Origin of the sequence: Paenibacillus sp. FSL K6-1096 (genome assembly GCF_037977055.1) — a bacterium.
Classification (GTDB): domain Bacteria; phylum Bacillota; class Bacilli; order Paenibacillales; family Paenibacillaceae; genus Paenibacillus_AQ.
Genome location: NZ_CP150274.1, coordinates 6757540 through 6781813 on the forward strand (window position 1 = coordinate 6757540; position 24274 = coordinate 6781813).

Annotated in this window: 28 protein-coding genes; 16 read left to right on the plus strand and 12 right to left on the minus strand. The window is 55.5% G+C overall.

Going from position 1 to position 24274, the window contains the following annotated elements; all coding sequences use genetic code 11:
- Nucleotides 1-10: 10 nt before the first annotated feature.
- Nucleotides 11-1240 (minus strand): peptidylprolyl isomerase, encoded by a 1230-nt coding sequence (locus MHI24_RS29610; RefSeq protein ID WP_340023130.1) that lies wholly within the window; start codon nt 1238-1240, stop codon nt 11-13.
- Nucleotides 1241-1433: 193 nt separating this feature from the next.
- Entirely contained in the window at nt 1434-1769 is a 336-nt protein-coding gene (locus MHI24_RS29615; RefSeq protein WP_340023131.1) for a LytTR family transcriptional regulator DNA-binding domain-containing protein, read from the minus strand.
- 176 nt (nt 1770-1945) lie between these two features.
- Between MHI24_RS29615 and MHI24_RS29620 the strand changes: the two genes are divergently transcribed.
- Nucleotides 1946-3052, plus strand: a complete 1107-nt coding sequence (locus MHI24_RS29620; protein WP_340023132.1) for a lactonase family protein — start codon at nt 1946-1948, stop codon at nt 3050-3052.
- A 129-nt stretch (nt 3053-3181) separates the two neighbouring features.
- Here the strand turns inward: MHI24_RS29620 and hfq are convergent, their stop codons facing one another.
- Entirely contained in the window at nt 3182-3403 is a 222-nt protein-coding gene (hfq, locus tag MHI24_RS29625; protein ID WP_051478328.1) for an RNA chaperone Hfq, read from the minus strand.
- Between the two features lie 111 nt (nt 3404-3514).
- Here hfq and MHI24_RS29630 point away from each other — a divergent pair, with 111 nt between their 5' ends.
- A complete protein-coding gene (locus MHI24_RS29630; RefSeq protein WP_340023133.1) occupies nt 3515-4162 on the plus strand; it encodes a phosphatase PAP2 family protein in 648 nt (215 codons plus the stop codon).
- Between the two features lie 77 nt (nt 4163-4239).
- Here the strand turns inward: MHI24_RS29630 and MHI24_RS29635 are convergent, their stop codons facing one another.
- Nucleotides 4240-4746, minus strand: coding sequence for a hypothetical protein (locus MHI24_RS29635; RefSeq protein WP_340023134.1), 507 nt, complete (start codon nt 4744-4746; stop codon nt 4240-4242).
- Nucleotides 4747-4916: 170 nt separating this feature from the next.
- Between MHI24_RS29635 and MHI24_RS29640 the strand changes: the two genes are divergently transcribed.
- Together MHI24_RS29640 and helD are read left to right on the plus strand one after the other, a co-directional pair.
- Entirely contained in the window at nt 4917-5972 is a 1056-nt protein-coding gene (locus tag MHI24_RS29640; protein WP_340023135.1) for an aromatic acid exporter family protein, read from the plus strand.
- A 53-nt stretch (nt 5973-6025) separates the two neighbouring features.
- Entirely contained in the window at nt 6026-8383 is a 2358-nt protein-coding gene (gene helD, locus MHI24_RS29645; RefSeq protein WP_340023136.1) for an RNA polymerase recycling motor HelD, read from the plus strand.
- Between the two features lie 46 nt (nt 8384-8429).
- Here the strand turns inward: helD and MHI24_RS29650 are convergent, their stop codons facing one another.
- The 3 genes from MHI24_RS29650 to fsa form a co-directional block, all read right to left on the minus strand.
- Nucleotides 8430-9626, minus strand: coding sequence for an MFS transporter (locus MHI24_RS29650; RefSeq protein WP_340026837.1), 1197 nt, complete (start codon nt 9624-9626; stop codon nt 8430-8432).
- A 30-nt stretch (nt 9627-9656) separates the two neighbouring features.
- Nucleotides 9657-10184 (minus strand): MarR family transcriptional regulator, encoded by a 528-nt coding sequence (locus MHI24_RS29655; RefSeq protein WP_340023137.1) that lies wholly within the window; start codon nt 10182-10184, stop codon nt 9657-9659.
- 471 nt (nt 10185-10655) lie between these two features.
- The gene (gene fsa / locus MHI24_RS29660; protein ID WP_340023138.1) at nt 10656-11303 is read right to left on the minus strand and encodes a fructose-6-phosphate aldolase; all 648 of its coding nucleotides are present in this window, start codon (nt 11301-11303) and stop codon (nt 10656-10658) included.
- Between the two features lie 233 nt (nt 11304-11536).
- Here fsa and MHI24_RS29665 point away from each other — a divergent pair, with 233 nt between their 5' ends.
- Both MHI24_RS29665 and MHI24_RS29670 read left to right on the plus strand, forming a co-directional pair.
- Nucleotides 11537-12004: a hypothetical protein gene (locus MHI24_RS29665; protein WP_340023139.1), complete on the plus strand. Its 468-nt coding sequence runs from the start codon at nt 11537-11539 to the stop codon at nt 12002-12004.
- Nucleotides 11967-12521, plus strand: a complete 555-nt coding sequence (locus MHI24_RS29670) for a macro domain-containing protein (protein WP_340023140.1) — start codon at nt 11967-11969, stop codon at nt 12519-12521. Before MHI24_RS29665 ends, MHI24_RS29670 begins: the two co-directional genes overlap by 38 nt.
- A gap of 36 nt (nt 12522-12557) precedes the next feature.
- On the opposite strand, the gene MHI24_RS29675 is transcribed toward MHI24_RS29670, so the two are convergent.
- Nucleotides 12558-12755, minus strand: a complete 198-nt coding sequence (locus tag MHI24_RS29675; protein ID WP_340023141.1) for a hypothetical protein — start codon at nt 12753-12755, stop codon at nt 12558-12560.
- A gap of 72 nt (nt 12756-12827) precedes the next feature.
- Here MHI24_RS29675 and rpiA point away from each other — a divergent pair, with 72 nt between their 5' ends.
- The 7 genes from rpiA to MHI24_RS29710 all read left to right on the plus strand — a co-directional run bounded on the left by rpiA (nt 12828) and on the right by MHI24_RS29710 (nt 20186).
- Nucleotides 12828-13508 carry a ribose-5-phosphate isomerase RpiA gene (gene rpiA, locus MHI24_RS29680; protein WP_340026838.1) on the plus strand — a complete coding sequence of 227 codons (681 nt, stop codon included), beginning with the start codon at nt 12828-12830 and terminating at the stop codon, nt 13506-13508.
- Nucleotides 13492-13989 carry a VanZ family protein gene (locus tag MHI24_RS29685; protein ID WP_340023142.1) on the plus strand — a complete coding sequence of 166 codons (498 nt, stop codon included), beginning with the start codon at nt 13492-13494 and terminating at the stop codon, nt 13987-13989. Before rpiA ends, MHI24_RS29685 begins: the two co-directional genes overlap by 17 nt.
- A 44-nt stretch (nt 13990-14033) precedes the next feature.
- On the plus strand, nt 14034-14474 hold the full coding sequence (locus MHI24_RS29690; RefSeq protein WP_340023143.1) for a GNAT family N-acetyltransferase: 441 nt from the start codon (nt 14034-14036) through the stop codon (nt 14472-14474).
- 163 nt (nt 14475-14637) lie between these two features.
- Nucleotides 14638-15090: a MarR family transcriptional regulator gene (locus MHI24_RS29695; protein ID WP_340023144.1), complete on the plus strand. Its 453-nt coding sequence runs from the start codon at nt 14638-14640 to the stop codon at nt 15088-15090.
- Nucleotides 15087-18245, plus strand: a complete 3159-nt coding sequence (locus MHI24_RS29700; protein WP_340023145.1) for an MMPL family transporter — start codon at nt 15087-15089, stop codon at nt 18243-18245. The genes MHI24_RS29695 and MHI24_RS29700 overlap by 4 nt, the downstream gene beginning before the upstream one ends.
- A gap of 292 nt (nt 18246-18537) precedes the next feature.
- Nucleotides 18538-19071 (plus strand): sigma-70 family RNA polymerase sigma factor, encoded by a 534-nt coding sequence (locus MHI24_RS29705; protein WP_340023146.1) that lies wholly within the window; start codon nt 18538-18540, stop codon nt 19069-19071.
- A gap of 188 nt (nt 19072-19259) precedes the next feature.
- Nucleotides 19260-20186, plus strand: coding sequence for a DUF4179 domain-containing protein (locus MHI24_RS29710; protein ID WP_340023147.1), 927 nt, complete (start codon nt 19260-19262; stop codon nt 20184-20186).
- A gap of 72 nt (nt 20187-20258) precedes the next feature.
- On the opposite strand, the gene MHI24_RS29715 is transcribed toward MHI24_RS29710, so the two are convergent.
- Complete coding sequence (locus MHI24_RS29715; protein WP_340023148.1) at nt 20259-20930, minus strand: tetratricopeptide repeat protein; 672 nt, start codon at nt 20928-20930, stop codon at nt 20259-20261.
- A 257-nt stretch (nt 20931-21187) separates the two neighbouring features.
- On the opposite strand from MHI24_RS29715, the gene MHI24_RS29720 reads away from it, so the two are divergent.
- The 3 genes from MHI24_RS29720 (at nt 21188) to MHI24_RS29730 (ending at nt 22962) form a co-directional block, all read left to right on the plus strand.
- Entirely contained in the window at nt 21188-22189 is a 1002-nt protein-coding gene (locus MHI24_RS29720) for an aldo/keto reductase (RefSeq protein WP_340023149.1), read from the plus strand.
- A 37-nt stretch (nt 22190-22226) separates the two neighbouring features.
- Nucleotides 22227-22595, plus strand: coding sequence for a hypothetical protein (locus tag MHI24_RS29725; protein ID WP_340023150.1), 369 nt, complete (start codon nt 22227-22229; stop codon nt 22593-22595).
- A 208-nt stretch (nt 22596-22803) separates the two neighbouring features.
- Nucleotides 22804-22962: a hypothetical protein gene (locus MHI24_RS29730; protein ID WP_238649870.1), complete on the plus strand. Its 159-nt coding sequence runs from the start codon at nt 22804-22806 to the stop codon at nt 22960-22962.
- A 153-nt stretch (nt 22963-23115) separates the two neighbouring features.
- Here MHI24_RS29730 and MHI24_RS29735 read toward each other — a convergent pair whose 3' ends face one another.
- The 3 genes from MHI24_RS29735 to MHI24_RS29745 form a co-directional block, all read right to left on the minus strand.
- Nucleotides 23116-23421: an HNH endonuclease gene (locus tag MHI24_RS29735; protein ID WP_340023151.1), complete on the minus strand. Its 306-nt coding sequence runs from the start codon at nt 23419-23421 to the stop codon at nt 23116-23118.
- Nucleotides 23422-23424: 3 nt separating this feature from the next.
- Nucleotides 23425-23637: a hypothetical protein gene (locus tag MHI24_RS29740; RefSeq protein ID WP_340023152.1), complete on the minus strand. Its 213-nt coding sequence runs from the start codon at nt 23635-23637 to the stop codon at nt 23425-23427.
- Nucleotides 23638-23770: 133 nt separating this feature from the next.
- On the minus strand, nt 23771-24169 hold the full coding sequence (locus MHI24_RS29745) for a hypothetical protein (RefSeq protein ID WP_340023153.1): 399 nt from the start codon (nt 24167-24169) through the stop codon (nt 23771-23773).
- Nucleotides 24170-24274 lie beyond the last annotated feature (105 nt).

Sequence of the window (24274 nt, forward strand, 5' to 3'; positions counted from 1 at the left end):
GAACTTATCGTTATTTCGCACCTTCAGTTGGAGCTGCTGAAGCTTCCGGCGCTTCGCTTTCAGCCGGAGGTGTAGAGGCATCCGGTTTGTCAGTCAGGGTGTTGGTGATCTTGGCATTCTTGGTCAGATCAGCCAGCCAGCCGGAGGACATCTGCTGTACCTTTTGAGCAGTCAGCGTCTTCTTGATCTCGTCTTTCTTCTCGGCCAGCGTGTATTCATGCGCTTCCTTGCGGTCAGTTACCTTGATGACGTGGTAGCCGTAATCCGATTTCACCGCACCGCTGGTTTCGCCGACCTTCAGCTTGAACGCTGCATCCGAGAATTCAGGGACCATGTCTCCCTTTTTGAAGAAGTTCAGGTCGCCGCCATTATCCTTGGAGCCGGTGTCTGCGGATTTCTCTTTGGCCAGTGCCGCAAAGTCTGCGCCTTCCTTAAGCTGCTTCACGATGGCTTCTGCTTCTTCCTTCGTCTTCACCAGAATGTGGGACGCGCGCACTTCCTCTTCCTGGTTGAAGCTAGCTTTGTTCTCATCGAAGTATTTGCTGATTTCTTCATCGGTAACGGTTACCTTCGGTTCGATCAGCTTACGGATCTCGACCTGCAGCGGCATCTGCTTCTTCAGGTCATCAATGGTCATCGAGCTCTGCTGCAAGGCGTTATTCAGCGCTTCCTCGCCGCCGAACTGCTTGGTCAGGTCTTCAATTTCCTGATTGATGTCTGCATCAGTAACGGTAATGTTGGCTTTCTTGGCTTCCTGGCCTACGAGCGTGGTCGTGATCAGGTTCTCCAGGGTGGTCTTCCCGCCGGCTTCAACCAATTTATCATACAGCTCGGCTTTGGTGATGTCCGTGCCGTTCACGGAAGCAACCGCTGTCTTGCTGTCATCTTTGCTGAAAGGCTGTACAACAAGCACTACAATCAGAGCCGCTGCGAGCACGAGCGAAGCAACCATCCAGCCCTTGCCGCCGCCGGCTGCAGCCGGTGCAGGGGGAGGAGTGCTGCCGCCGCCAACCTTATTCATCACAGGAACAGTTTCCTCTGCCTTCGGAGCTTCAGGCTTGCCGGGATCTTCAGTAGAAGCTTGTACAGATTCCTGCGGGATCAAGGCCTCTTCAGAGGAAGCCTCTTGGCCGGCAGGCTGAATCGGATCGCTGCTTTCGGGTGATACTGTGGAAGGTTCACCTTCCGGGGTATTGCTGTTTTCAAGGTGTTCATTTTCATTGAAATCTTTTTTGTCCATTATAATTAATGACTCCCTTCAATATAGGTGATGCCTGTCTTTCTACAACTTTACCAGAAAACAGGATTTCAAACCTTAAGAAAGTATAAAAAAGCACTGGTGCTTTTTAAGATTCCGTTAATAAACAGCAAAAACCGGAGCAGCCATGGGGTCTCCATGCGGCTCCGGCTCGATGTGAGGGCGGTAATCCGGCTTAAGAGCTGAGTCCTTTGAGCAGATGGCGGATACTCTCCTGCTTGCGTCTGGGGACGCGTACGGACTTGGCATACAAGCCCATTTCGCCGAAATAGATGCAGTCATCTTCAATGGAGCTGATCTTGTTAAGGTTGACATAACAGCCCCCGTAGACATGATAATAGCTGCTGTTTGACAGTAAGCGGTTTAGTTGCTCGGCAGTCATTCTCTTTTTGATATTGTAGTTTCTGCCGTGAAAAATGACCAGGTCGTGACCTCCGACCTTAAAGAACAGAATGTCTGTCTCCACCTCGAAGTCCTCGTATACATTTCTGGCTTCCAGCAGGCTGCTCATTCGTGTTCCCCCTTTATTATATTAACAGAGATGTTAGCGCTTTCATTATAGCATACTCTGCGGATTTTGAGAAGTCTTATTTTTGAAATGTTTTTTGTCATTTTTTCCGTTGCATTTGTCATCTCTCACGAAAAAATGTAAATTATAAAGATTAGAACTTGAAGGAGGAAGGCAAGATGACGGAACAAACCAAGCTGCTGCTGTTTACCGGCTCCTACGCTACAGCGGAGGACAGCGGCGTTCAGGTGTTTGCATTTGACGGTGAAGCGGGAGGGACGCTTGAGCGGCTGGATACTGCAGCAGGCCTGACGAACCCGACATTCGTGAATGTAGACCCTTCCGGGCTGAAGCTGTATGCCATTGGCGAGAAGCGCAGCGAAGAGGGTGGCAAGGAAGGGGAAGTGATTACCTTCGCCATAGATCCCGAGAACGGCAAGCTGACGGAGCTGGCACGGATAACAACCATGCCGTCGGCTGGCGCTGGGCAGACTACTACCTGCAATATTAACAGAGATGCGGACAGCCGCTATCTGGTTGTATGCAGCTATCACGGGGGATCGGTCGGAGTCCTCAAGCTGGATGCGGCCGGACTGCCCGAGAAGCTGACCGATACCGCCCAACATACCGGCCGCGGAGTCCTTCCGGGCCAAGACCGGCCGCATCCGCACTCGGCAATCTTCAGTCCTGATGAGCGGTTTCTGTTCGTATGCGATCTGGGGCTGGATCTGATCCGCAGCTACCGGTTGAATAAGGAAGCGGGTACACTGGAAGCCGTGCAGGATATCAAGCTGAAGGACGGAGCAGGCCCGCGTCATTTCGTATTCCACCAGGACGGCAAGTCCGCATACGTTATTAATGAGCTGGACAGCACGGTGACTTCCTTCCTGTATGATGCGGAGACAGGTAATTTGCAGACTGCCGCCACTGTGTCTACACTGCCGGATGGACAGGCTGCTGACGGCAACAGCTGCGCGGAGATCGCTTTCTCGAAGGACGGCAAGTATCTGTACGGCTCCAACCGCGGACACGACAGCATTGTGGTATACGCAGTCGATGCGGAGACCGCCGGACTGACGCTGGTGGAGCATGTGTCCACCCGGGGCGGGCATCCGCGCCACTTCTGTATCACACCGGACGGCGCTTACCTGATTGTGGCGAACCGGGACGGCAATAATCTGGTCGTCTTCTCTCTGGACCCTGCCAGCGGACGTCTGGCCTTCACCGGGCATACAGCGGAGCTGACGAAGCCGGTCTGTGTGATGCCTGCCGTCTTCCCCGCCTAAAAGGGGTTACGTCTGATCCTAAGCCTTGGACAACGGCAAAAGGAACACCGGAGCAGTGCTTCCGGTGTTCCTTTTGGCTTCGAGGACGGTTGATTGGGAATGTTGGGAGTAGGCAGCCGCGCAGGCGGCTTATTTCAGTGAGACGGGCTTCAGCGGCACTACAGTCGAGACTGCGGATTTGAAGAGCACATTCTGCCTGCCGTCCCCCTGGCCCTGCAAGGTAATTGTATAAGCATCATAAGAGGTTACCAGTCCCTGCATTTTGACTCCGTTCGTTGTAAAAATCGTCACGGGCATCTTGGTTGAGATGCACTGGTTCAACAAACGTTCCTGCAATTTTAGACTTTCCACTTGGGCAGCACTCCATCTGTATATAATATAATTTCTCCAGGTCATTATAACACGGGACAGACCTCCCCAGGAAATGTGTTACAGGCTAGACAAATAGACAAGGGGGCAGTTATGCTATATTATCGTTACTGGTCCAGGGGCTTCCGCCGGTTTCTCTGGTTTGCCCTGGCCTTCATTCTGATCGCCCTGCTTGTAAGGCTGGGCGGTGCGGCCGGCTTCGACCGTGCCGTGATCACCTTCGTGCAGTCCATGGAGTCTCCGCCGCTGACGGCGCTTGCCAAGGGCTTGTCCCTGGTCGGCTCCTCGAAGCTTGCCATCGGGATCTCGCTGGTGACCATACTCATCCTGTTCTTCGCGCTGAAGCACCGGCTGGAGCTTGTCCTGTTCCTGTGGGTCGGCCTCGGCTCGCAGCTGCTGAACACATTGCTGAAGCAATGGTTCCACCGCGAGCGTCCAAGCTTTCACCGCCTGATTGAACAGGCCGGATACAGCTTCCCGAGCGGACACTCGATGGCCGCGTTCTCTTTATACGGAGTCATAGCTTATCTCCTGTGGCGGCATATGCGCAACGGAAGCGAACGGGTTCTGCTGATTCTGTTCACGGTGCTGATGACCGGGGGGATCGGCTGGAGCCGGATCTACTTAGGCGTGCATTATCCGAGCGATGTCATCGGGGGATATGCCGCAAGCGGCGCCTGGCTGATGCTGTCTGCGGCCTGCTTCGAGGCTTACAGGAACCGGCAGGCGCGTAAGGAGTAGGGCCTATATACAGCAAGAAGGATGCCCGTACCTGACCGGCCGGGCATCCTTCTTGCTGTGAATATATGACAGAGCCGTTACGGGGCCTTCGTTGCAGCCGGTGAAGGCGACGGCTTCACCTGATGGAGCTGGGCGGTGCGGGCCAGGCTGCGCTTGATCAGCACCGGCAGGCCAGGCTTCAGCTTAACGGCGTCTTCCGGCTTCAGCTTCCCTTCCCTGACGAATTCATCCAGCTTGAGACTGGCGGCTTCGCTCAGCTTCTGGACATACTGCTCTTCGTTCCAGCCCTTCTTCTCCTGGGCCAGCCCGGGGAGCGTCTTGCCGGAGGCCAGGCTTCTGATCAGCTCGGAGCGGTCCATGCCGAGCAGCTTGGCCGACTCGTTCACAATGAAATGAGCGCCGGCTCTGAAGTTCCGCTCCCCGTGATGGTGATGGGGATGACCATGCTCCGGGCCGGCGTGGACGGAATCCCGCGGTGCGGCTGGCGTGGACCGGGGCGGCTGCTCAGCCCGGGCAGAGACTGGAGCCGCCACAAGCATCAGGGCTGCGGCGCAGACCGTTATTGCTTTTATACTTTTGATCAAGCGAAATCACCTCTTCTTAACGTTTAGAACTGCCCTGAAATTCGCCAGTACAGTTCATGGGTAATAATGTGTGTGCAATTATTAGGGATTCACCGAATGCCCTCAGGATATACATACATGATTAAGATCATCGGTACTATAATAAACACATGCTTCCGGGAGGGATGGAATTGGCTTTTGGCGCCCGCATACTTAAGACAGGAATGGCCGTTACACTTGCACTGTATCTGTCCGTTCTATTTAACTTTGCTTCTCCTGTAGGGGCAGCTATTGCGGCAATCTTTGCCATGCAGCCGTCCCTGTACAGATCGTGGCGGTATTTCCTGGATCAGATTCAGACCAGCACCATGGGGGCGGTGATCGCGCTGCTCGGCGGAATGGTGCTGTCGAACGAACCGATTGCGGTCGGGCTGGTATGTATTCTGGTGATTATGATCAGCATGAAAATGAACCGCGCCGACACGATCGGCCTGACGCTGGTCACAGTCATCTCCGTCATGGAGGCCTCCGGGCAGTGGCAATTTGCGTTAACCCGGTTCCTGCTGACATTGACCGGGATACTCTCAGCTTTTATTATCAATATATCTGTATTTCCGCCCCAGCCGCGCAAGCAGTATATCCAGCAGATCGAGAATGTGTTCACCAGCCTGTCGCTGCTGCTGCGGACTGCGGTCTCGCATGAGATGAAGGAGAGCGTCTTCCGGGATGAGAAGAACGGGCTGGAGGGCGCGATCAAGGCGCTGGCTGACAAATATGCCCTGTTCGAGGAAGAGCAGAAGCAGCTCAGAAGAGCCAAGTACAGCCAGACCAGACAGATGGTCGTCTACAAGAACCTGCTGAATTCGCTGCAAAAAGGGTATCAGGTGCTGGAGGCTATCGACCGCCATTATTTCCAGGCTGAACGCACAGAGCATACCGATGAGCTGTTCGACCTGCATCTGGAGCAACTGATCAAATACCATGAATATATTCTGCTGAAATTCGAGGATAAGCTGAAGCCGGGCGCGAATGATTCCGAGCCGCTGGCAGAGGACAATGACAACTTTCTCAAGGCGGCGATCAACGGCTATGACCCGTCAAAGGCGGGGCAGCTCCGGCTGTCAGTGGTGGCCGCGGCGATCTACGATTACGGCTACCAGCTGGAGCGCCTGGACAAGGTTGCCGACCAGATCAACCGGATGAACGGGGAAGACAAGGACAGCACTGAGCTTAGTGACAAAATGTAAACGGACGCCGTATTTAGCGAACAAGAGAGCTTTGCAAAGGGGATGAGATGCACTTGGATAAACATGATCGTGAATGGCAGGAGGAGCAGGAGCGTGTAACGGGAATTACCAGACTGTTATCCGGCCGTATTCGGCTGCTGTCGGAGGAGCTGGGGCTCCACCGGACGGATGTCGTGGATATGCGTAAGGACTTCTGGGAAGAGGTGACTGTGAACTTCAGCAGCCCGGACGATCTGGGGGAGACCTCAACCAGCCTGCGGCAGCAGGCCCAGATTCTGAACGAGCGTGAGCGCCATCACCTGCAGTCCAGCAAGGCGCTTAAGAAATATAAGAAGCTGGTCGTCTCCCCATACTTCGGGCGGATTGACTTCAAGGAGTCCGCAGACGAGCAGGCTGAACGGATCTATCTCGGCATCGGCTCACTGATGGAGGATGACGGGACCTTCCTGATCTATGACTGGCGGGCACCCATATCCAGCCTGTATTACGACGGCGCACCCGGTCCGGCGGCTTATGAGACGCCGGGAGGCCTGATTACCGGGACGATGGAACGCAAGCGCCAGTATGTGATAGACGATGGTGAAATTGAGGTGATGTTCGACACCGGCATGACCATCGGCGATGAGCTGCTGCAGCAGGTGCTGAGCCACAGCGCGGATGACCGGATGAAGTCGATTGTCGCCACCATCCAGAAGGAGCAGAACGCGGTCATCCGCAATGACCGCAGCCGGATGCTGGTGGTGCAGGGGGCTGCCGGCAGCGGGAAGACCTCGGCCGCGCTCCAGCGGGTAGCCTATCTGCTCTACAAGTACCGTGAGGTGCTTCAGGCGGATCAGATGCTGCTGTTCTCGCCAAACCCGCTCTTTAACAGCTATGTATCCACGGTGCTGCCGGAGCTGGGCGAGGAGAACATGCAGCAGACGACCTTCCAGATGTACCTGGAGCACCGTCTGGGGCAGGAATTCCAGCTGGAGGATGTGTTCAGCCAGACGGAGAGCCTGCTGAATGCCCCGGATACGCCGGAGGCCTCGATCCGCAGAGAAGGCATCGCCTATAAATCGTCCGTGGTGTTTCTGGATGTTATCCGGCGTTATGTGAACCTGCTGGAGCATGAGGGAATGCTGTTCAAGCCGCTGATGTTCCAGGGCCGGGCGGTGGTCAGCAAGGATGAGATGGTGCGCCAGTTCTACAGCTATGATCCGGGGATCAAGCTGGCGAACCGGATCGAGCTGATGACAGGCTGGCTGTTGAAGCGGGTCGCTGCATTCGGTGCGGAAGAGCGGAGTGCCGCATGGGTCGATGAGCAGATCGAGCTGATGGACAACAGCGATTATCAGCGGGCCTACAATATGATGCGCCGCAAGGGCGGAGGCCACAACGAGAGCTTCGATGATTATGAGATGGAGCGGGTGCTGCTCGCCCGGTATGTGGTCAGCCAGCGGCTCAAGCCGCTGCGCGGATGGACCAAACGCGGCCGCTTTGTAGATGTCAAGGGCCTGTACAGCAGGCTGTTCCAGAGCCGCGAATTCATCGGGAGCCTGGATAACCGCCAGCCGCTGCCGGATGCGTGGGAAGAGATCTGCGAATATACGCTGGGTGTTCTTGGCCGGAATGAGCTGGCGTATGAGGATGCCACTCCGTTCCTGTATTTGAAGGAGCTGAGCCAGGGGTTCCGCACGAATACGCTAATCCGGCATGTCATTGTCGATGAGGTGCAGGATTATTCCCCGTTCCAGCTCGAATTCATGCGCCGGCTGTTCCCGCGGGCCAAAATGACAGTGCTGGGCGACCTCAACCAGGCGATCTATGCCCAAGGGGAGGTGCTGGGCGATCTGGCCGGACTGGTCAGCATCTACGGGGAGGAGAACACCGAAGTGATCTCGTTGACCCGCAGCTACCGCTCCACCTATGAGATTGTCGAGTTCACCCGGGCGATGATTCCCGGCGGCGAGAAGATTATCCCCTTCAACCGGCGGGGCGAGGAGCCGCTGCTGACCGTGGTGGAGAGTGAAGCAGACCTGCTGTCTTCGGTGGAACAGGATGTGCTGGAGCTTCATGCCCGGGGCTATCACTATGTGGCGGTCATCTGCAAATCGGCTGAGGAGAGCGCACAGGTGCACAGCGCACTGGAGCAGAAGCTGGCGGTGCGGCTGGTGACGAAGGAAACGCCTAATTTCCAAAAAGGAACGCTGGTGCTTCCCGCTTATCTCGCCAAGGGTGTCGAGTTCGATGCGGTCATCATCTATGACGGTTCAGCCGCGAAGTATGGCCGTGAGCATGAGCGCAAGCTGTTCTATACCGCCTGCACCCGGGCCATGCATCTGCTGCATATCTACAGCCTGGGACAGCCCAGTCCGTTCCTGCCTGCTGCGGCACGTGATACGGTGGCGGCAGGTACACGCCAGAATTGAATACAAAGAAGCCGTCTGTGCATATCACGCAGGCGGCTTCTTCTTGTTATGACGGGATATGAGTTACAGCCGCGGGCTTATTCCCCCGGCCGGAGAGGAGTACTGTGAGATAGACAGCCAGCAGCAGTACAGGGGCAAGGATGGAATACCGGTACATGACCGCATAACTGCTGTACAACGCGATCACGCCGAGGAGCATGGAGCCGATGGCCACGCCCAGATCCAGAGAGTTGAAGAACATCCCGTTGGCGAAGCCGCGCTGCCGCGGTCCAACTGATTGGATCATCCAGGTCTGCAGTGCCGGCTGCATTGAGCCGAAGCCGACTCCGTAGCAGAGTGCGGCGGGGAACAGAGCCGCCGTAGATGATGCGTAGGACAGCAGCAGCAGGCCGGCGATGATGAACAGGCTCCCCGGAATCAGCAGGGCCGCCGGACCGAAGCGGTCATAGATTCTGCCGGAGAGCGGGCGGATAATGACGATCGCCACGACATTGAACAAGAAGAAGTAGGCGATATGCGGGAGCTGCCGCTCCGCGCCGTACAGTGCCAGGAAGCCCAGCAGTCCGCCGTATGATATGGACAGCAGGAAGTTAAGCAGGCAGGGCAGCAGCAGCTTGCGGAAGCCTCCGGAGGCGGGAGCAGGTGCCGCCGCAGGTTCCTTATGGCCATGCGGAAGGGAGCGGGTCAGGCGGATGGCCAGCGGCAGGATCAGCGCCAGTGCCGCCGCAGCGCCGAGCAGCAGGGAGCCGAAGCCCGGCCCCTGCAGCAGGCTTAGGCCGATGAGCGGACCGGCCGACATGGCCAGGCTGGTCGATAGGCCGAAGTAGCCCATGCCCTCGCCCATCCGGCGGACCGGGATGACATCGGAGGCCATGGTCGGGAACGCTGTGCTCGTCATGCCGAAGCCGATGCCGAACAGCACGCGCAGCAGCAGCAGGATAAGGATGCTGCCGGTGAAGTAATATCCGGCCAGCGCCGTCAGCAGAACGGCCAGGCCGAGGAAGATCAGCAGGTTGCGGCCGCCCTTCTCCATGGCCCGCGCCGAGAACAGGCGGGCAACGATGGCGCTGAGCGCAAACAGGCTGGTCACAAGGCTGACCTGCACTGATGTGCCATGCAGCGTGTCTTCAACATAGGCAGGCAGGGTGGACAAGGTCATTTGCAGTGCGGTGAATAACAGTAGATTGCAAAGGGTTAGAGTAACGAAGGATGAGGTCCATAACCGTTCGGGTGACTGTTTCAATGGTTCTAATGGTTTCAATGAGGTAGACTCCTATTCTTGATGTAGATTTCCAGTGTTGTGATAGATATGCTCCAGCATGCTGCGGAGCTCTTCAAGCTGCTGTGCACTCAGCCCGGCTACAGCCGCATTGGTGGCCTGGCGCTCCAGCGCAACCGTGCTTTCAATCAGCGCTCTGCCTTCTTCTGTGGCATAGAGCTGGAAGGCTCTGCGGTCTCCGGGATTAGGCGATTTGCGGATGAAGCCTTTCCGGAGCAGCAGCTCAACGATCCGGGCAGTGGTCGGCTGGTCTTTGGCGGCCGTATCAGCCACTTCCTTCTGGTTCATTCCGCTGCGGTCACAGATGATCATCAGGGTGGACCATTGCTCAGGGGTAATGTCGTACGGCTTCAGCGCCCGGGCGAAGCTGACGGATATCCGCCGGTGGGTCGAGCCCAGCAGGAAGCCGAGAAATTGCTGCGGGGAGGAACCGGATAAGGAGTTAGGCAAGGAATTGGATAAGGAATCGGATAATGGATTGGATAAGGAATTCGACATGGAATCGGACAAGTGATCATCCATAATGAACATGCTCCTTAGATATACTTGTTATAACAATTATAATTATGACAAGTAAATTGGTCAAGGGGTGATGGAGATCCTTGGTGGGGGAGAGAGGCAAATAAGTAAGCGGGGAGAGAGGGAGGGAATAGCTGTGGAAGCGTTAGTGCACACAGCTCGCGGAATGTGTTCGGTATTTCGCATACATTTGGTCCACGTGCCTGCGTCTCGCGGAATGTGTTCGGTATTTCGCATACATTTGGTCCACGTGCCTGCGTCTCGCGGAATGTGTTCGGTATTTCGCATACATTTGGTCCACGTGCCTCCGCCTCGCCGAATGTAATCGGTTTTTCGATTACATCCGCCCAAGTACCATCGCACCAGCGAAATGTAATCGTTTTTCCGTCTACATTTTCGTTTCCCGCACAGCAAAAAGCCCTCTCCGCATAAGCGGAGAAGGGCTTGGGAATTCAGTAAGCAGATATATTGATCTTAAGCCTTCGGAACAGTCTCCCAGTCCTTCAGGAACCGCTCGATGCCGTTGTCGGTCAGCGGGTGCTTCCAGAGGGAAGGCAGCAGCGAGCCAGGAATGGTTGCGATATGCGCGCCGGCAAGGGCGGCCTGCTCCACATGGGCAATGTTGCGGATACTGGCAGCGATGATCTCGGATTTCAGATCAAAGTTAGTCAGAATCGTCTTCAGTTCCTTGATCAGCTTCATGCCGTCTACACCGATATCGTCAAGGCGTCCGACGAACGGACTGATATAAGTAGCTCCCGCTTTGGCGGCCATCAGGCCCTGAGCTGCGGAGAAGATGAGCGTTACGTTGGTTTTGATGCCTTTCTTAGTCAATTCATAGCAGGCTTCCAGACCATCCTCAGTCATTGGCAGCTTGATGACCACGTTCGGAGCCCATTCCGCGATCTCGTAAGCTTCCTTCAGCATATCTTCGGCCTTGAGTCCGATAACTTCAGCGCTTACAGGACCGGGAACGATAGCTACGATCTCCTTGATGACATCCTTGAACAATCTGCCTTCCTTGGCGATCAGCGACGGGTTCGTCGTTACGCCATCCACCAATCCGAGGCGGGTGATGCGTTTGATTTCCTCAATATTTCCGGTGTCCAAGAAAAATTTCATTTCCAGAATCCTCCCTTGATTTCGTATGGATTGACAAAACATCAGGCTCCACTTCATTATGAGACATGCCAGGTCAAGTTTCAACTGTTAATTTGAATCTCTCAAAATAACTTTATGGAAGAGCGGCAGAAACCTTTTACCGGGCCAACGCCCGCAGGCTACTTCTGTCCATGGTCAATCCATGATAATATAGAAGCGGTATGTTTCATTTCAGGTATAGGCTGGTGAAAATAATGTTTACCTTAATCGCAGGCACCGTGCTGTTTCTGCTGGCCGCTGCCGGAATTATTGCCTACCAGAACAGCAGAATCCTCGCCGCGCAGAAGACGGACCATTCTATGGTGCCCGCCGGCAAACGGATGTATTCCGTCTATGATCAGAGCTTCACCCCGGAGACGGAGCTGCCGGAAGCGGTGCCGCTGTTTCAGTTCACGGCCGCAGGCGGCGGTACGGAAACCGCCCGTACCCTGTGCAGGGTAACCGCCGGTACTGGCGAGATGGCGTTATCCGAGGCGCAGCATTATATGCTGGGCATTCTCCGGCAGGCCGCGATTCAGGGTGGAGGAAGGCTGGAGACTGCGGCTTTTCCTGATAAAGCGGTCTATGCGGGAGAGAAGGAATTGATCAAAGCGCTGGCGGCGGCCGCGAAGGAGGAGGCTGAGCATGCAGATCACCGTGAACAGGGTAGTCCTGTTGGTTGAACAAGGCGATATCACCGCCTGGCAGGGCGAGATGATTGTGAATGCGTCCAATTCCGGCCTGTACGGAGGCGGAGGAGTGGACGGGGCCATTCACCGGGCCGGCGGCCCGCGGATCGCTGAGGAATGCGCCGAAATACGATGCCGGCAGGGCGGGATTCTTCCCGGTGAAGCCGCTTTGACGAGTGCGGGTCTGCTTGCTTTTCGCGGAGTCATACATACGGTTGGACCGATCTGGAAAGGCGGTTCCGCCGGAGAAGCTGCGGTGCTGTCCAGATGCTACAGAAGCAGTCTCGACCTGGCCTGTGCCCATGGGGTGCAGAGCCTGGCGTTTCCGAACATCAGCACCGGGATCTATAACTTCCCCAAGGCTCTGGCCTGCAGGACAGCGCTGGATTCGGTGACCAAATATGTGCGGGAGAAGGACCCGGCTGAGCTGCCGCTGCGGCGGATCGATTTCGTGTGCTTCGAGCATGATAACGCCGAGCTGTACCGGGCAGAATTAGCAGCTTATAGCTGAATAGGCAGTGTACACATCACTGACCGAGGCTGCGGCTCAGGCGTGATATTTGCCCACGGGAGCATTCAGCACCCATTCAAGCATCAGGGCCATGTCCTCTGCCCGGGTCAGCTGGACCTCCAGGCCCGCACGCTGCGGATCACCGGCCGGCAGGGCGGCAAGCCGCGATTCCAGCGATCTGCGCTGAAGTGTCAATTCGTTGATTTTGGACTGAATCTGGTTCTCGGTTCTCATCCGGGTTCCTCCTGACATGCAATTAGTATTTCCAACCATTATACCGGATAACTTGGAGGTAATAAAATGAGTATCAATGTGAAACAGCTGGCTGCCGAGAAAGCCGTAGAGTATGTGCAGGACGGCATGAAGGTAGGACTCGGTACAGGCTCTACCGCTTACTGGGCCATCAAGAAGCTGGGAGAGCGGGTCAGCGCGGGCTTACAGATTACTGCTGTAGCCACCTCTCAGGCATCCGAGGATCAGGCCCGGGAGCTGGGCATTCCACTCGTCTCCTTCGGCGAGGTGGACCGCCTGGATCTGACTATTGACGGCGCGGATGAGCTGGATGGGGAGCTGCAGCTTATCAAGGGCGGCGGCGGAGCGCTGCTGCGCGAGAAGATTGTCGCGACGGGCAGTGACCGGATGATTGTTATCGCCGATGAGAGCAAGGCGGTCACTACGCTCGGCAAGTTCCCGCTGCCGGTCGAGATCGTGCCGTTCGCCTGGGAGTGGACAATCGCCGATCTGGCCAAGCTGGGCTGCAAGCCGGAGCTGCGGCGCAGCGGGGATAGCCTCTATAAGACGGATAACGGCAATTACATTGCGGACTGCCATTTCGAAGCCATTGCCTCGGCGCCTGAGCTGGCCTTGTCGCTCCAGCGCATTCCCGGTGTAGTGGAGCACGGCCTCTTCATCGGCATTGCCAGCATGGCGGTTATCGGCAAAGGCGACGGTACGATTGAAATTGTAGAAGGTGGCCAGCATCACTAATCCGCATCCCCGGCGCAGAAAGGGCAGGGCTTCCACTACGGCAGGCAGGCGCACATTACCGCCGGGACGGCGGTTTCTGGTATGGCTGCTGCTGATTGCTTACAGCGCCATGCTGCTGTATTGGATGTTCCTGGGCTTCGGCCGGACCGTTCAGCTTGACGGTCCGCTCCGGTATAATCTGGAGCCGCTCCGCACGGTGCGTCTGTTTTTCGATATGAATAATGGCCTGTCGTATGCGAGCCGGCTGGTCAATCTGCTGGGGAATGTGGCGGTGTTTGCGCCTGTAGGCTTCTTGCTTCCGCTTGCAGTATCCCGCTACTATTCCTGGTTCCGGTTAACGGTGATGTCCGCGTGCTGTATCATGGTACTGGAGCTGGCGCAGATGCTCCTGCATGTCGGGAGCCTCGATATCGACGATCTGCTGCTGAACCTGCTGGGTGTATGGGCCGGTTATGCACTGCTGCGGCTGGTAAGGGGATAACGGATGCCATTGGTACCCGGTATAGAGAAGGAGGATTTTAACTAATGTTGATCGATGTGAAGCCGCTCGCAGGAACACCTGAGGTGAATGAGCTGCTGGGCTATGCGGTGATGGATGACCCGGATGCGCTGGAGCGCACTACGGCTGAGTATAAGGAGCTTGCCGCCCTGCAGCTCTGCGGTTGGGAAGAGGGAGGGCTGCTGGTCGGGATTACCGGCTATGAAGAGACAGAGGACGGATCGCTCGATATCCGTCATATCGCGGTGCTGCCGGAGAACCGGGGCAAGGGCTATGCCCGGGGGATGATTCTGGAGCTGCTGACCGCACGTCAGCCGCGTTATGTAGTGGCCGAGACGGAAGACGAGACCGCCGCCGACTTTTACCGCAGCCTGGGATTCATGGTATACAGTCTGGGCGAGAATGCCGCCGGTATTGAGCTGTTCCGCTGTGTCTACGAGGTTGAAGAGTCAGAAGATGAGGATTAAGAAGTATAATACTTGAAGCAGCCATTCTGTGTACTTAACGGTGCAGGGTGGCTGTTTTTTTGTTTATGAAAAATAGGTTGACTTTTGCAGAAAAGGACAATATAGTTTTACTGTGAAACTGTTCTACACGTGAACTATACGATGGAAAGGAGAGGAACCGGCTTTGAAGAAAAATGCAGAGGAATGGATCAACCGCTATATAGATGCTTACAGGGTGGTCACCCGGCAGATTAATGCGAAGCTCAGGGATACTTTTGGCGAATTGCTGACGAGTGACCAATTCCTGATCTTAAGGCTGATCGGCGCGCAGGAGAAATGCACCTCCACCTATCTGGCCGAGGCTGTAGCGGTAGGCAAAAGCTCGATCACGGCGATCATCAACCGGCTGGATGAAGCGGGCATGATTCAGAGAACACGGGACGAGAATGACCGCAGGCAGGTGTATTTAACGATGACGGAGCGGGGAAAGGAGGTCTATCTGACCTCAGAGAAGCAGATGCAGGAGGTTATCTCGCCGTATCTGTTCCACTTCGATGATAAGGATATTGAGCATTTCATTGTGATGTTCGAGAAGCTGGCATTTCTGATGCAGGAGCCGGGAGGGAGAAGCAATTGAGAACGATTTTGAAGGCAAGATGGGTCATTATTGCGGTATGGCTGGCGGTGGCGGTTGGGTTATTCCTGAGTGCCCCGCCGATGTCGGAGCTGGTGCGCGAGAAGGGGCAAATCTCCGTTCCGGCAGGCTACTCCTCCTCAAGAGCCGCTGAGATTATGAAGGAGGTGGCGGCCGCCAAGAACGGGGAGACGGTGCATCAGGTGGCGCTGGTGTTCCATAAGCCGGAAGGGCTGACGGACGCTGATACTGAGAGCATCAAGCAAGGGATCGAGCAACTGGCCGGGGAGAAGGAAGCCCTGCAGCTCAGCACGGTGACCGATCCGTTCTCGCAGCCTGAGCTTAAGGATACGCTGGTGGCCAAGGACGGCAAAACGATCATGGCCGCCTTATCGGTGCAGGGCGGAGAAGAGGCGGTAAAGGAGCTTCCGGCCAAGACGGCTGCCCTGCTGGATAAGGTTACGGCAGAGCACTATATGACCAGTGAAGGCCTGATTACGGAGGATACGGTTGCCAGCTCGGAAGCCGGGCTCAAGAAGTCGGAGTACATCACGGTCGTGTTCATCCTCCTGATCCTGTTCGTGGTGTTCCGCTCATTCGTGGCTCCATTTGTCCCGCTGATCACGGTGGGGCTAAGTTATATCGTGTCCCAGTCGGTGGTGGCTTTCCTGGTGGACCGGTTCGACTTTCCGCTGTCCACCTTCACCCAGATTTTCATGGTTGCCGTCATGTTCGGGATCGGGACCGACTACTGTATCCTGCTGATCAGCCGCTTCAAGGAGGAGCTGGTCCAGTCTGAGGATACCAAGAGCGCTATTATCGCGACTTACCGCAATGCAGGCAAAACAGTCTTCTTCTCGGGACTCGCAGTGTTCGTCGGCTTCGTGGCAATCGGCCTGTCCCAGTTCATGCTCTACCGTTCTGCAGTGGCGGTGGCAGTCGGTATCGCGGTGATGCTGCTGGCACTAGTGACGGTGGTACCGTTCTTTATGGCTGTGCTTGGTCCCAAGCTGTTCTGGCCGTCGCGCGGCAAGCTGGAGCATAGCGAGAGCCGGCTCTGGGGAGCGGCAGGCTCGTTCTCGCTGAAGCGGCCTTGGGCTGCGCTGCTGATTGTGGCGGCGATTGTGGTGCCGTTCCTGCTGACCTACAGCGGGAAGCTGAGCTTCAACAGCCTGGATGAGATCGGGCCGAATTACGCCTCAGTCAAAGGGTTCAATATCATCGCAGACAGCTTCGGTCCGGGTGAATCCATGCCGGGCAAGCTTGTCATCAAGAATGATGACCGGATGGATAATGCGGAATATATAGGTCTTGCCGAGAAAATCAGCCGCGAGCTGCAGAAGGTGGACGGCGTCAAGGCGGTACGCAGCATGTCGCGTCCGACCGGCGAGCAGATCAATGACTTCCTGATCCCTACCCAGGTCGCTACCTTAGCTGACGGTCTGGATCAAAGCAATGAAGGCTTAGCCAAAATTCAGAACGGGCTGAGCGAAGCGAGCAAGCAGCTGAAGGATAACGGACCGAAGCTGGCTGAAGCTGCCTCAGGCAGCGCCAAGCTGACCCAAGGGACGGTTGAGCTGAAAAAAGGCATTGCCGCGCTGGGTGACGGCTTGACGAAGATCGAGCGCGGCATCCGCAGCGGCTCCGCCGGAGCCGGCGAGATCAAGGCGGGCCTCTCGCAGGCGGCGGCCAGCGCGAAGCAGCTGGCGGATGCGAATGCCGCACTGCTGGAGGGCTACAAGAAGATCGGCAGCGGGCTGAACGCGCTGGATGGCGGGCTTAGCGGCCTGCAGACCCAGCTTCAGGCCGTGGCGGATGCACTGACCGGTCTGGGCGGCGCGTTCACGGGACTGGAGGCTGCTCATCCCGAGCTGCAGCAGGATGTGAATTACCAGACCATTAAGGGTACGGTCACCCAGAGCGGCACCGGCGCTGCTAAGCTGGCGGGCGGACTCGGCCAGATCTCGGATCAGCTGGGTGGTGCTGCTGCCGGATTAACAGAAGCCAATGCCGGTTATACCAAGGCGGCCGCAGGGCAGGCGGCGCTGGCGAAGGGCCTGAACCAGCTTATAGCCGGTATCGGCCAGCTGCAATCCGGCCTCAATCAGGCCGCAGACGGCCAGGGGCAGATTGTCGGCAAGATTCCGTCCATCACCAGCGGCCTGGATCAGCTGCAGGGCGGCCAGAAGCAGCTTGCTGACGGCTTCGGTGAGCTGACCGGCCAGCTCGGCCAGCTGACCGACGGCCTTACACAGAGCGCGGACGGCCTGGGCCAGATCACCGGCGGCCTCAGCTCCGCACAGGATTATCTCAAGCAGATTGAGGCACTTAAGGACGATGAGCTGAGCGGGTTCTTCGTACCGGCCGAAGCGCTGGAAGCCAAGGGCATTCAGCAGGTATTCGACAACTACCTGTCGGGAGACCGCAAGGTCATGACGCTGGATGTTGTTTTTGCCGGCAACCCGTACAGCTCTGAGGCGATTGACAGTGTTCCGCAGATACAGGCAGCGGTAGACCGTGCGGTTGCAGGCACCAAGCTGGAGAATGCGGAAATCGCCATGAGCGGTGTGACCAGCATTTACAATGACATGCAGCAGATTTCCAATGAGGACTATACGCGCACCGTTATTCTGATGCTGGCCGGCATTCTTCTCATCCTGATCGTACTGTTCCGTTCGGTCATTATGCCGCTGTATGTTATTGTCTCGCTGCTGATTACCTACTTCACGGCGCTTGGCATCACCGAAGCGATCTTCGTGCATCTGCTGAACTATTCGGGCATCACCTGGACGACGCCGTTCTTCAGCTTCGTCATGCTGATTGCCCTTGGGGTAGACTACAGTATCTTCCTGATGGACCGCTTCAATGAGAACAAGACCTGGGATGTGCGTGAAGCCATCCTGCACGCTATGCGCAACATGGGAACGGTCATTCTGTCCGCCGTGATCATCCTGGGCGGAACCTTCGCCTCGATGTATCCGTCCGGGGTGCTGTCGATGATGCAGATTGCCACGGTCGTGCTGTCCGGTCTGGCGCTGTACGCCCTGGTCTTCCTGCCATTCTTCGTGCCGGTAATGGTGCGGATGTTCGGTAAGGCCAACTGGTGGCCGTTCACTCCGGCGACGGGCGAGGACCAGCCTAGATCTCTGGATGTGTAACGTTCTGTAATATATGATAGGACACAGCAAAAGAGCAGACTTTCGCTACTAAGCGGAGTCTGCTTTTTGCTGTTGGGGAAATTATGATTTACATCTGCCGGAGAATAAGTGCTGTTTACGAAGGAGAAGGCTGAAATGTATGCGGAAAACCGAATTCGTGTTGCTGTTCATGAACAGCGTAGAAAAAATATTTGCAACAAGGTAACCTTAAGCCTCTGTGCCTCATCTAATCAGCTATAGTGACAAAGTTAGCCGGGATGCAGCAGCTTCCTGAAGGAAGGGGAGATGGGATTTGGACAGAGAGCAAGAAGACCTCGTCAGGCGTGCGCAAGCAGGTGATCATGAGGTTTTCATTCAGTTGCTGAAGAACCTTGAAAGAAGAATGTACAGTGTAGCTAAATCCATTGTCAGAAATGACGAGGATGGTGCAGATGCGATGCAAGAGACGATACTCAAAGCCTATAAATCGCTATCTGCCTTGAAGGACGCAGCTTTCTTCAACACTTGGATCTTTCGGATTCTGATTAACGAATGCAATATGATTCTGCGCAGACGAGAGCGTGTGATAGTTGTGCCTGAGCCTTCTGAGAGAAATCATCCGTCGTCTCCACCGGAGAAGGACATGGACCTTCATAACGCCATCAGCAGACTTGAAGAAATCTCGCGGACGATTGTAACGCTTCACTACTATCAGGGGTTGACACTCCAGGAGATTGCCGGGTTGCTGGAGCTGTCGGAGGGTGCCGTCAAGACCAGGCTGCATAGAGCCAGGAGAACGCTGCATCAATACCTTACAGAACCTGTAGAAAGGAAGATGAACGGATGAATCAACATGAATTAGAGGATCGGCTGGCAGGCCTCAGGGAAGAGCAACTCCCCGATCTGCCGGACCTTGTGCAATCTCGAATGCAGAGGGCTTACCAGCTGATTCGTGAAGAGAGGGAACCTGAACGAAGTTCACGCAGCAGGAAACCGCGTACCTTGCGGTCCCGGATATGGAAGATTGGAGCATTGATGGCCGGAGTACTGATACTGACAGTAAGCCTCGGATTTGTGTCTCCGGCTATGGCAGAAACGCTGAGAACTATTCCGTTCCTTGAGAGTATATTCCGGTTGGCCGGGGACAAGGGATTGCAAAAGGCCAGTGAGAGCAGCATAACAGAGGATATCAGGCAGACCGTTACACAAGGCGGGATGACGCTAACCGTATCGGAACAAATGTATGACGGAAGCCGTCTGTCGCTGGTGCTGACCCGGTCGAAGGGCGTGTATACGCACAAGTCTTTTTCAGATACATGGGCTATCCCTGATCCGAAGACAGGCCGTCTCAACCGGCCCATCGATTTCTATGTCAACGGAGAGCTTGTTAATACGGGAGTGGAGATTGCACCCGGCGGGCCGGAGGCCCCCGATTCTGTCATTGTTACAGCTCTAAATTCAGGGAATTTGCAGCTTCCGGGCAGCTTTGATTTCAAAATGTCTGTCTATCTTCCCGGATTTGCCGACCCGTTCATTTTTGAGTTCCCCGTAACCCGCCAAGTACCGGAGAGCTTCGTTCTTACACCGGATATCCTGAAAACTCATGATCACATTAATCTGATGATTAAACGGCTGGAGGTAAGTACTACTTCAACTCAGCTGACGGTAGAACTACAAGGAGAACCAGGGGCGCACATTACGGCTATAGAAGCAAACATTCCGGACAAATATAAGGTGAATGGTCACTTCCCGGTCCAGTTTGAACTTTCAGACGAGCAAGGGCGGGAAGTTAAGGGGCTCGGCAGCACCGGCGGGACGGGCGAAGGCAATTTCTTATTCCATAATTTTAACTATGAACCGTTTGAGACGATCCCGGCCCGTATCACCATTAAGCCTGCCATTTGGAAGGATGGACAGAAGCTGTACATTCCCGAGCTGGAGATCACTGTTCCGGTAAAATAACACAAACAGCCTCCGGTCCCCGCAATTCACTTGGGCCGGAGGCTGTTTATGTTGGAATTATAGCGAAGATACCTATCGCATCTTCGCAAAATAACTGCGCAGCGCCCAGCCGCGTTCCTGGCGCTTCTTATATTTGGGCAGGGAGCGGTAGACGGCCAGCGATTCGTTAAAAGCAAGCTTGGCGTCCTCCGTCCGGCCCAGTGCCTTGTACATGGAACCGGCCAGATAATAAGCTTCGCTGGAGGAGGACTGGATCTCCTGGAACTGGCTCACATAATGCAGCGCCCTGTCCTGGTCCACATGGCGGAAGATCTCGGCCAGGCGGAGATAAGGCTGCCCGTATTGCGCCCGGCGGTTGATGTCCAGCCCCTTGAGCATCTGGGCTTCGCCTTCGGCAAGCTGCCCCAGCTTCAGGTTGGCGTAACCCAGCTCCACCCAGTATTCCGCAGAGGTCTCGTAACGGTCGGCAATGGCCGTCAGCAGCTCTTTGGCTTCGCTGTAGCGCTTGCGCTCAATCAGCAGCCGGGACAGATCGAACTTGGCGGATACATCGTTCGGGTTCTGGGCAATGGTCAGACGCAGCCTGGAGATCTGGCGGCTGCGCCGGAAGGGCTTGGCGAAGCTGGGAAGAATGCCGACATAACGGCGGTCCAGGAAATACAGGACGACAAGCAGGATGATCAGTGCGAGAAACGGATTACCGAGCAGCCGGTACAGCAGCAGGAAACCGATAAATTTCATCATGAGTTATGAATTCCCTCCATTACAGTTATGTACATAGTAGCTTCCTGCGGGCAGATGAGCAGCAGGGCAATTATACCATATCCTCCTTTTTCAAGGCCATGCCTAAAAGCAGAGACGGTATCTCCCCGGCAGCCCTGCTGTATTTGACAGTCTGCCGGAGGAAGTCTTAAGCTGTGGGTATAGCCAAATTGTCCCATTACTATATTAGCTTGTGTAGAAGCTTGTATTCAATGAATCTGCTGAGAGAAGGAAGAAGAATGAAGACACTTGCGAGTGAAGTCAGACTGCGTCCGCTGGGCCAGTCCGAATTGTCCGTATCGCCGCTGGGCCTCGGCTGCTGGCAGTTCAGCCGGGGGAGCGGCATCGTAGGCCGGTATTGGAGCAATCTCAGCGACGCAGATATTCTGGAGATTGTGCGGGTCAGCCTGGAAGGCGGCATGAACTGGGTGGATACGGCAGAGATCTATGGCGGCGGCAAATCAGAGCAGGCCCTGGCCCATGTGCTCGATCAGCTCCATAAGGAAGGCAGTCCCCACGCCGCTCCGCTGATCGCGACCAAGTGGTGGCCGCTGCTGCGGACCGCAGGCTCAATTACCGCCACGATTGACCAGCGCGTCGCTGCTCTGGGCGGAAGAGGCATCGATCTGTATCAGATTCACCAGCCGTTCTCGTTATCCTCCATTGCCAGTGAGATGAAAGCGATGGCCGGACTGGTGAAGGCAGGCAAGATTCGTTACGTCGGTGTCAGCAACTATTCGGCCAAGCAGATGACCGAAGCGCACCGGTTGTTAAGCACGTACGGCCTTCATCTGGTCTCCAATCAGGTCAAATACAACCTGCTGGACCGCAGTATCGACCGGAACGGCACCATGGCTGCGGCCAAGGAGCTGGGCATCTCGATTATTGCCTATTCCCCGCTTCAGCAGGGCATCCTCACCGGCCGCTTCCATAATGATCCTTCGCAGGTGGCTGCTGTCTCGCGCTCCCGGCGGATGATGTCCGGCCTGGATGACAAGAGCCTGGCCCGCAGCAAGCCGCTAATATCTTCCCTGACTGCGCTGGCTGACAAATACGGGGTGACCCCCGGGCAGATTGCGCTGAACTGGCTGATTCATTATCATGACGACACTGTAGTTGCCATTCCCGGCGCGTCCAAGGCCCGCCATGCCCGCGAGAATGTCAGCGCTATGACCTTCGTGCTGGAGCGGGAGGAGCTGGAGCTCCTGAATGAGGCCTCCTGGGCTGCCTTAAAGAAGTAGCCGGGAACAATCTATACGTCTGGTGGTGAACCCATATATGAGCGAAAAGTGCTGGCTGGTGGTGCAGTATCCCCTAAAGAGTGCCAAGGGAAGCCAGCGTGATGAATGGCTGAGAAGCAAAGTGACGGAATACCTGAACCTGTTCCTAGAAGAGGCGGAGCTGGGTTACGTAGACGGTTATGATATGGGGAGAAGCGTGGCCGACCCGGGTAAATATGTGCTTAACCTGTTCTGTGTAGTGGCCGATGAACAACGCGGAATCGCCCTCGTCAAAAAAGTACTGAAAGAGCACAGGCTGGATTATACACGGATCACCATCGCGACCATGCTTTATGGGGATGGAGACGGAGGCACGTATACTTTGAAGTATGCCTCTAAGAAGGGCGTGACGGAGTTTTCGTTATAACAGGCAAGTGCGAAGCTTTATGCAAAATACGATGATAGCGGCGGGTCCTGACTTAGATTTAAGTCCGGGTCCGCCGCTATTTTTGCATAATCATCCAAAGGTTTCGAGAAAAACTGTTTAGGATTGGAAAGAGCGGTTTATATAAGGGGTAAGATGCTTCGCAGTCACGCAAATATGAGTCAAGACTATGGAGGGAGGTTGAACCTTAATGAGTATGAGCGTACATAATCTTATGGCTTTTAATCATAAGTTTTTTAGACCTCAGCCTGTGCCCGAGCTCAAGATGCAGCGGCATGACGACAAAGCCAAGAGCTTCCAGGATGTCCTGGAGGAGAAGCTGAGCGCATACGGAGACAAGAAGAAATAATCTGTTAACGGCTTGGACTACTATACACAACTGATAATACACGCATATACGCAAAAAATAACGCGGCCTAATATATCACACAGAAACAGGTGCCTTCCTTAACCGGAAGGCACCTGTTTGCGCTGTGATAACACTGGCTGCTATGTAACCGGATTAGCGTCTGCCCCGGACCCGCTTCGACTTCCGGAGCTTGGGCTCGGCGCCCGGCGGCTGCTTCTGAATCCATCTCAGATAGGCAGCGATTTGCGGATCGCTGCGGAGACGGTCCAGGGTCGTGAGTTCAAGCGCCACAAGATCATTATTGGTATACAAGGCATGAATCTGCCGGTGGCAGGCCTTGCATAATTGCGCAGTGCCAAGCAGCGTGCCGCCCAGCTCGCGGGGCGTCAGATGATGCACGGTTGTTGCCAGAGGCGAGCGGCCGCACAGCTCACACGTATCCGGGGCGCCGGGCTTCACCGGTCAGGACCGCACTTCAAAGAATTCGCAGCGGCTGCGCGGATAATAGGTCAAATCACTGACGCGGGACTGGATCACTACATCCGAATCAGTGAACCGCACGATGGTCGCGCCGGAATTCACCAGATGGTCGTCCTGGAACACACGGACAGGCAGCTTGCGGTCCACTGCTTCCTGCAGATCGCGGTCGGTCAGCAAGGGACGGTTAATAGGCATAAGGGGGAATCTCCTTTACAGATATCTAGGAATCATTGCGGGTTCCAATGCTCTACTAGCATACCCTTGCCTGGACTACAAATCCATATTGCCCGGACTGCTAATGAAGGCCTCCCTCGTAGAATCCCCTCCCTCACTTATCCGTCTTCTTCAGCGTATAGGAACACACCGCCTGCTTCCCCTCCACATCATATTTAAGCGTCAACGTATCCTCTGATCTGGAGGCATTGATCTGGAAGGGCTGGGCATCGCGGTTGGTAATCTTGATTTCGATCGTATCATCCTTCTCATAAGAATAAGTGCCGTACGACATTTCAACGACATTGCCGTTTGTTGCTTCAGTAGAGACGCCGCCGCCCCCGTTGACCGGATTCTTCATGAACCGGAAGCCGGTATAGCAGCCTTCACTGCCGGAGCTCAAGGCCCAGCGGCCTTCCACCTCTGTCTGGCCCGAGCGCTTCATGAATCCGTAAGTGGATACAGCTGCAACCAGTAAGACGGCTAGAGCGATTAGGTATTTCCATTTTTTCATAGGCGAAACTCCCTTCAATTTACTAATTTCCTACCCTCTGGCATAAGGGGTAAATCAAGAATCGGAATAATTTCCACCATAAATCAGCAATTTGCCACCTCAAAA